The following is a 5,846-nucleotide window of genomic DNA, read 5'->3' as shown; positions in this document are numbered from 1 at the left end:
GGGTCGATGGTGGCGAGCACCGGGTGCGCGCCGGCGAGGGTATCGCGGTCGGTGGTCAGGTAGAGAGGGCAGGGGCTGTGCTCCAGCCAGTGTTGCAGCGGTTGCCGGTCATGGTGGCGGAGAAACATCATGCAGGCGTCATGGTGCTGAGCCCGGTAACAGGCGGCGGCAATATGATCCCCGTTCCAGGCCGATTCACAGGTGATTCTCACCCGGCCGTGCAAGTGGCCGGTCTGGCTGTACAACCACTGTTCAAGTCGCTGGCGGGCATCGTGTTTCGCCTCGTGCCGGGAATTGAAGTGCAGCATGTCCTGTTCACTGAGATAACAGCAGGCGAAGGCGACCACATTGGCGCCACTGCGGCCCGCAAGGGCCACGGCCCTGTTCAGGGCAGTTTGGTGGGGGGCATCGGGATCCATCACGACAAGGTATTTCAGGCAGTTCGCCATGGCTTGTGCTCCCGGAGAACCGTAGGAATCCGCTCGGTAGCTCCATATAATCGGGTCTTCTCTAACCATAGACTATTTTTTTCTGTATCAGTTTACTTCAGTGGAGGGGTATTTCATGAGCAAGCGCGTAGCGGTAGTTCTGTCCGGTTGCGGCGTTTATGACGGTTCCGAGATTTACGAGTCGGTGCTCACCTTGCTGCGTCTCGACCAGGCGGGGGCGCAGGTGCAGTGTTTTGCCCCCGACATCCCGCAACTTCACGTGATTAACCACGCCACCGGGACAGTGGTCGAGCATGAAGCCCGCAACGTACTGGTTGAGGCGGCTCGGCTGGCTCGGGGCAATATCCGTGACCTGGCGGAAGCCGATGCCGCAGACTACGATGCCGTTATTTTGCCGGGGGGATTCGGCGCGGCCAAAAATCTCTCGGACTTTGCCCTGCAGGGCGCCCAGCTGAGGGTCAACCCTGCGCTGCTGGCATTCATCCAGGCCATGCACAAAGCGGGCAAGCCGGTGGGTTTGATCTGTATCGCCCCGGCCATGACCGGCGTGCTGTTTGGCGCCGGAGCGGTCTGTACCATCGGCAATGATCCGGCTACGGCCGAGGCCATCGAGGCGAGCGGCGCCGTTCACCAGAATTGCACGGTAGATGAAGTCTGTGTCGATCGGGCCAACAAACTCGTTACCACCCCGGCGTACATGCTGGCGGGGAGCATCAGTGAGGCGGCCGGTGGCATCAACAAGCTGGTGGATACTGTACTGGCGATGGCGTAATCCGGTGACGGACAACCCCCTTTGGCAGTACTCGCTGGCGCACTACGCCCGCCGGGAGGTGGCGGAAACCTGCCTGGCATTGCAGGACGGCAGCGAGGCAAACGTCAACCTGTTGCTGTTCTGTTGCTGGCTCGGTTGCCGCGGTGAACTGCTCACATCCGGACAGTTGGCCGAGGCCCGATTGCTGGTCGGGGAGTGGGACCGTGGCGTCGTGCAGCCACTGCGGCAGGTACGTCGTTTTCTCAAGCAGTCGGCTGACACCGACCAGATGCTGGCGGCGGTCAGCGCCTTGGAACTGAAGGCCGAGCGCATAGTCCAAGACCGCCTGGTCAGCTGGTGGCTGGCGGTGGGCGGCAATCCCGAGAGACCGGGTGGCGAGAGGGTAGTCGCCGAGTGGCAAAGGCAGAATCTCGCGCTTTATCTGGCATCGCTGCCCGCACCGCCGCTGCCAGAAGACAGTCCGCTGTGCTGGCCGTTAACGGCGCCACTATCCCAGGCCTGATTTTGGGGTAAGATGCCCGATACTCAATGACCTTGCAAAGGGATGACCTATGAAGATGAAAACGCTGTTGTTCGCATCTGTCGCCGTGGTTGCGTTGACAGCCTGTGAAGACAAAACACAATCTGAAACAGCCGCTGATACGGCCGTATTGGAGAGCCAAACACAAAAGATCAGCTATGTGATTGGCATGGATACCGGCAGTAAGCTTGCCAGGGCCGAGATCGAACTGGATCGCGATGCCTTTGCCGCCGGTTTGAGCGATGCGCTGGACAGTCGTGACCCGCGCCTGACGGAGGAAGAGCTCTCGGCCGTGGTGCAGGCCTTTCAGGAGGAGCAGCAGGCCAAGCAGCAGGCGATGGCTGCCGAGCAGGAACAGGCCATGGCCGAGGCGGCGGAGCTCAATGCCGCAGAAGGCAAGGCTTTCCTGACCGAAAATGGCAAAAAAGAGGGTGTTGTGACCACCGATACGGGCCTGCAATACAGGGTGATTACCGAAGGTGCGGGAACCTCGCCCAAATCGGATAGCACGGTTCAGGTCAATTACCGCGGCACACTGGTGGATGGCACCGAGTTTGACGCCTCAGAAAAACACGGCGGAGCCGTTGAGTTTCGCGTCGACCAGGTGATTCCCGGCTGGACGGAAGCGCTGCAGAAAATGCAGGAAGGCGCCAAGTGGGAGTTGTATATTCCCGCCGGGCTGGCTTACGGCCCGAGCGGTACCAGCGGGCTGATCGGCCCGAATGCCACCCTCATTTTTGAAGTGGAACTGGTGAAGATCAAGGAATAGTCGCTCGTTGACCAAGCGCATCAGTGAGACAAAAAAGGCCCATCAGGGCCTTTTTTTATCTGTGGGCGCTGGCCGGGGCTAGAGAGCGAGCTTGCTGCGGTGAGCGGTGTGCAACACTTCAATCATGCTGTCTTCCGCCTCCATCCGGGCGCTCAGGGATTCGCCGAGGTTGGAGAGATCCCGTGCCAGGGCTGACAGATCGTCGGTTTCCAGGTACTTGTCATTGAAGTCGAGGATCCTTTGGGTGGTGCCATCGATGGTTTTCAATAACTCGCTGGCCCTGTGCAGGCCATCACTGTCCTGAAAATCGTTCCCCTCCCGGACCAACTGGTCATAGATTTCAAAATGACCGGCCGAGGTGTAGTCCACCAGGATCTCGCAAAAGGCCTTCACCTTGTGGCGGTGGGCCAGATCCTCGCTGTTAAAGGCGCGGATCTCGCCGAGGCTGCAGAAACGCACCAGCATTTCCTGGCGCTCCTGAAGCCATTGATCAATCAGGTGGCTGACACCACCCCAACGTTCTTGTGCCGACTTACAGTTCTCAAGCATAAACAGCAGCTTTTGTAATTGTTATGGGAGACCAAGCATAGGGAAACGTTTTCGTGCTGGCAAGCACCGCGACAGTGCGGGAGCGTCCGCGAGGGGCTACAAAAACCAGAGAATGAGCCAGGGCAGCAACAGGGCGGTGAGTGCGCCGGTCAGGCCCAGGCCCAGGCTGGAGAAGGCCCCGCAGCGCGGGCTGATTTCAAAGGCGCGGGTGGTGCCGACGCCGTGGGCGCAAATGCCGGTGACGAAACCGATGATGCGCTCGTCGCCAACGCCAAGTTTGCGAAACAGCGGTGGCCCCAGAATTGCGCCGATGACGCCGGTCAACACCACTACCCCGGCGGTGAGTCCCGGCAACCCCCCGACCTTTTCAGCTATGCCCAGGGCGATGGGGGTGGTCACCGATTTGGGTGCCAGGGAGACCAGGGTTTCAGGGGTGGCGCCCAGCAGCCAGGCAATGCCCAGTGCGCTGATCACGGCGAAACAGGCGCCGAACAGCAGCGTGGCCAGCAGCGGGCGGGCCAGCTGGCGGATGTGGTGAAACTGCTGGTGCAGTGGAATGGCCAGGGCCACGGTGGCGGTGCCCAGCAGCAAGAAAAAAGGGCTGTTGGCCCGACGGTACTGGCTGTAATCGATACCGCACAGCAGCAGTACGCCAGTGACCAACAGGGGACCGGTCACCAGGGGATGCAGCAGTGCCTGGATGGCGGGACGAGTTTTAAAGGCCTGATAGAGGCGGAACGCCAGCGCAAAAGCAATGCCGGTCAGGGCCAGCAACGCGGCCAACAGCAGCCAGTTGTTCACAGCTCCTGCCCTCCGGCAGGCAGGAGTTTTTTCATCAGCACCGCGGCGACGGCCATGGTCAGCAGGGTGCCGACTACCATCGCCGCGATAATCGGTAGCCACTGATCGCTGGCAATGTTTGGCAAAAAGAACAGCCCGGTACAGGCGGGCAGGAACATCAGCGCCAGCCAGCGGATCAGGAAATGACCGGTCTGACCGAGCCACTCGGGGGTTTCGGTGCGGCTCAGTTGCAGGCTGGCAAATAACAACAGCATGCCGATCACCGGCCCCGGGATGGGCGCGCCACTGAAATAAACACAGGCCTCGCCAACGCCCTGGAAACAGACCAAGATCGCGAGACCTCGCAACCTGTTCACGCCCGGCGCACCACCTGCCAGATGCCCAACGCCGCCAGGCCGAGGAAACAGATCAGGGTCCAGCCGGGAATACTGAGGCCGAGAAAAGTCCACTGGATTTCGGCACAGTTGCCATCCCCGCGCAGCAGCATGGCCAGGGCTTCATTGAAGCTGAACACATCGAACAGGTATTCGGCGGGGGGGCCGCAGGCGGGCACCAGATCCTCCGGCAGGCTTTGCAGCCACAGCTGTTTACTGGAGAAGAAGCCGCCGCCCAGGGCACTCAATGCCGTCAGGGCGCCGTAGATGCGCAGGCCGCGGTTGTGGATGAACGCCAGCAGGCCAAGCAGGCCGGTCAACATCACAAAGACTCGCTGGGTGATACACAGGTAGCAGGGATTCAGGCCCATCACATGCTGCATGTAGAGGGCGACGAGTATCAGCAGCAGGCAGCCGAAAAAGATCAGCAGGTTGGTCTGTCTGGGGGAAGGCAGGGGCATGGGCGAGTTTCCTTTCGAGTCTAAGTCGATTCTAGTCGCTGCCTTTCGCAAAACTCAACGAGGCGGGGAAACACCAGGACGAATTCCTCGAGCAGCAAGGGGTAGTGCTGCTGCAGCTGGGGGAACGCCAGCTGCAGTGGCACCGGGGTGCGAAAGCGCTGGCCGATGCGCTCCAGCATCTGCTCCAAACGCGTAAATTCCGCGTAATTTTCCAGCCAGTTCACCCTGGGGGCCACCTCGCAAAAGTGCGCTGCGCCGGCGGGCAAGTCACCGGGGTAGCTGGCCAGCGCGCGGTAGAAACGGGCGCAATAGTGATCCAGCGGCTGGGAGTGATAACGCGGCCAGTCAGCGGCCAGAAAATGGTCGAAACACAGGTCGACCAAGATGCCGCCAAAGCGCCGGAAGGGGGGCTCAAAGCGGGCAATGGCCCGCTGGACTTCGGGCTGGCTGTCAGTGAACGCGTCCAGGCGACGGTGCAGCGCAATACCCGCTTCAACGGCGCTGGGGAACGCTCCGCACAGTGACCCCTTGACGAAATCTCCCAGCAGTCCACCTATCATCCACTCGGGATCATCTCCTGACAGATAGAGATGGGCCAGGTAGTTCACAGCTTGAAGTCGTACTGCCGGTAATAATCGGCCAGAAACTGCTCGAAGGGTTGGCTGTCGGCTGCTTCAAGCTGCTGCTGTTGCTGCAGCGAGATGGCCGCCTGCTCACGGAACTGCGCTTCGATGGCCGCGTCGAGCGGGCTGTCCAGGAAATATTGGCGGTGCTGCATGGCGTGGTTCATGGCGACCCGGAAATAGCTCTGTCCGCTTTCGGCCATTTCGTTGAGGATGCGCGCGGATGGGGTCAGCGACGGGTCTTCCAAGCGCTGCTGCAGTGTGGCCAGGGTTTGGCGGTAGCGGTCGCTCTGGTGGTGCCGGTCCATCAGTTCCGCCACGTTTTCCATGTCGGCAAACAGCGCTGCCGCCCACTCCTGCATACTGCGCTCATGTTGCCCATCGCGCAGGCTGAGGGTGGGATGGCGACCCTGATAAACCATGCGGCGCTGGTTTTCGAGAATATTGCGGTATTCCCGATCGTCGGTGGCCGGGCTGCTGGACAGCAGGCAGGTGAGCAGGAAGATGTCGAGAAAATCCATCTGCAAT

The 5,846-nt window shown here is 60.7% G+C and carries 9 protein-coding genes and 1 pseudogene; 3 read left to right on the top strand and 7 right to left on the bottom strand.

Annotated elements, in window-relative coordinates; genetic code table 11:
* A partial coding sequence (locus ABY948_RS10865; RefSeq protein WP_461482558.1) for a universal stress protein occupies positions 1–449 on the bottom strand: 449 nt, incomplete at its 3' end.
* A gap of 115 nt (positions 450–564) precedes the next feature.
* Between ABY948_RS10865 and elbB the strand changes: the two genes are divergently transcribed.
* The 3 genes from elbB to ABY948_RS10850 are packed head-to-tail and all read left to right on the top strand — an operon-like array spanning position 565 to position 2,510.
* The gene (elbB, locus tag ABY948_RS10860; protein WP_461482557.1) at positions 565–1,221 is read left to right on the top strand and encodes an isoprenoid biosynthesis glyoxalase ElbB; all 657 of its coding nucleotides are present in this window, start codon (positions 565–567) and stop codon (positions 1,219–1,221) included.
* A gap of 4 nt (positions 1,222–1,225) precedes the next feature.
* Positions 1,226–1,723, top strand: coding sequence for a TIGR02444 family protein (locus ABY948_RS10855; protein ID WP_461482556.1), 498 nt, complete (start codon positions 1,226–1,228; stop codon positions 1,721–1,723).
* A 49-nt stretch (positions 1,724–1,772) separates the two neighbouring features.
* The gene (locus ABY948_RS10850) at positions 1,773–2,510 is read left to right on the top strand and encodes an FKBP-type peptidyl-prolyl cis-trans isomerase N-terminal domain-containing protein (protein WP_461482555.1); all 738 of its coding nucleotides are present in this window, start codon (positions 1,773–1,775) and stop codon (positions 2,508–2,510) included.
* A gap of 78 nt (positions 2,511–2,588) precedes the next feature.
* On the opposite strand, the gene rsd is transcribed toward ABY948_RS10850, so the two are convergent.
* The 6 genes and pseudogenes from rsd to ABY948_RS10820 form a co-directional block, all read right to left on the bottom strand.
* Positions 2,589–3,059, bottom strand: a complete 471-nt coding sequence (rsd, locus tag ABY948_RS10845) for a sigma D regulator (protein WP_461482554.1) — start codon at positions 3,057–3,059, stop codon at positions 2,589–2,591.
* 96 nt (positions 3,060–3,155) lie between these two features.
* Positions 3,156–3,860: an LrgB family protein gene (locus ABY948_RS10840; RefSeq protein ID WP_461482553.1), complete on the bottom strand. Its 705-nt coding sequence runs from the start codon at positions 3,858–3,860 to the stop codon at positions 3,156–3,158.
* A complete protein-coding gene (locus tag ABY948_RS10835; RefSeq protein ID WP_461482552.1) occupies positions 3,857–4,216 on the bottom strand; it encodes a CidA/LrgA family protein in 360 nt (119 codons plus the stop codon). Before ABY948_RS10835 ends, ABY948_RS10840 begins: the two co-directional genes overlap by 4 nt.
* Entirely contained in the window at positions 4,213–4,695 is a 483-nt protein-coding gene (locus ABY948_RS10830) for a disulfide bond formation protein B (protein WP_461482551.1), read from the bottom strand. Before ABY948_RS10830 ends, ABY948_RS10835 begins: the two co-directional genes overlap by 4 nt.
* Positions 4,696–4,715: 20 nt before the next feature.
* A complete protein-coding gene (locus ABY948_RS10825; protein ID WP_461482550.1) occupies positions 4,716–5,303 on the bottom strand; it encodes an acyl carrier protein phosphodiesterase in 588 nt (195 codons plus the stop codon).
* Positions 5,300–5,846: pseudogene (locus ABY948_RS10820) on the bottom strand (glutamate--cysteine ligase); the annotation flags it as partial. The pseudogene ABY948_RS10820 and the gene ABY948_RS10825, both read right to left, overlap by 4 nt.

This window comes from Porticoccus sp. (assembly GCF_041592135.1).
GTDB lineage: Bacteria > Pseudomonadota > Gammaproteobacteria > Pseudomonadales > Porticoccaceae > Porticoccus.
The sequence above is the reverse complement of the archived record's forward strand: the minus strand, read 5'-3'. Positions and strand labels throughout refer to the sequence as shown.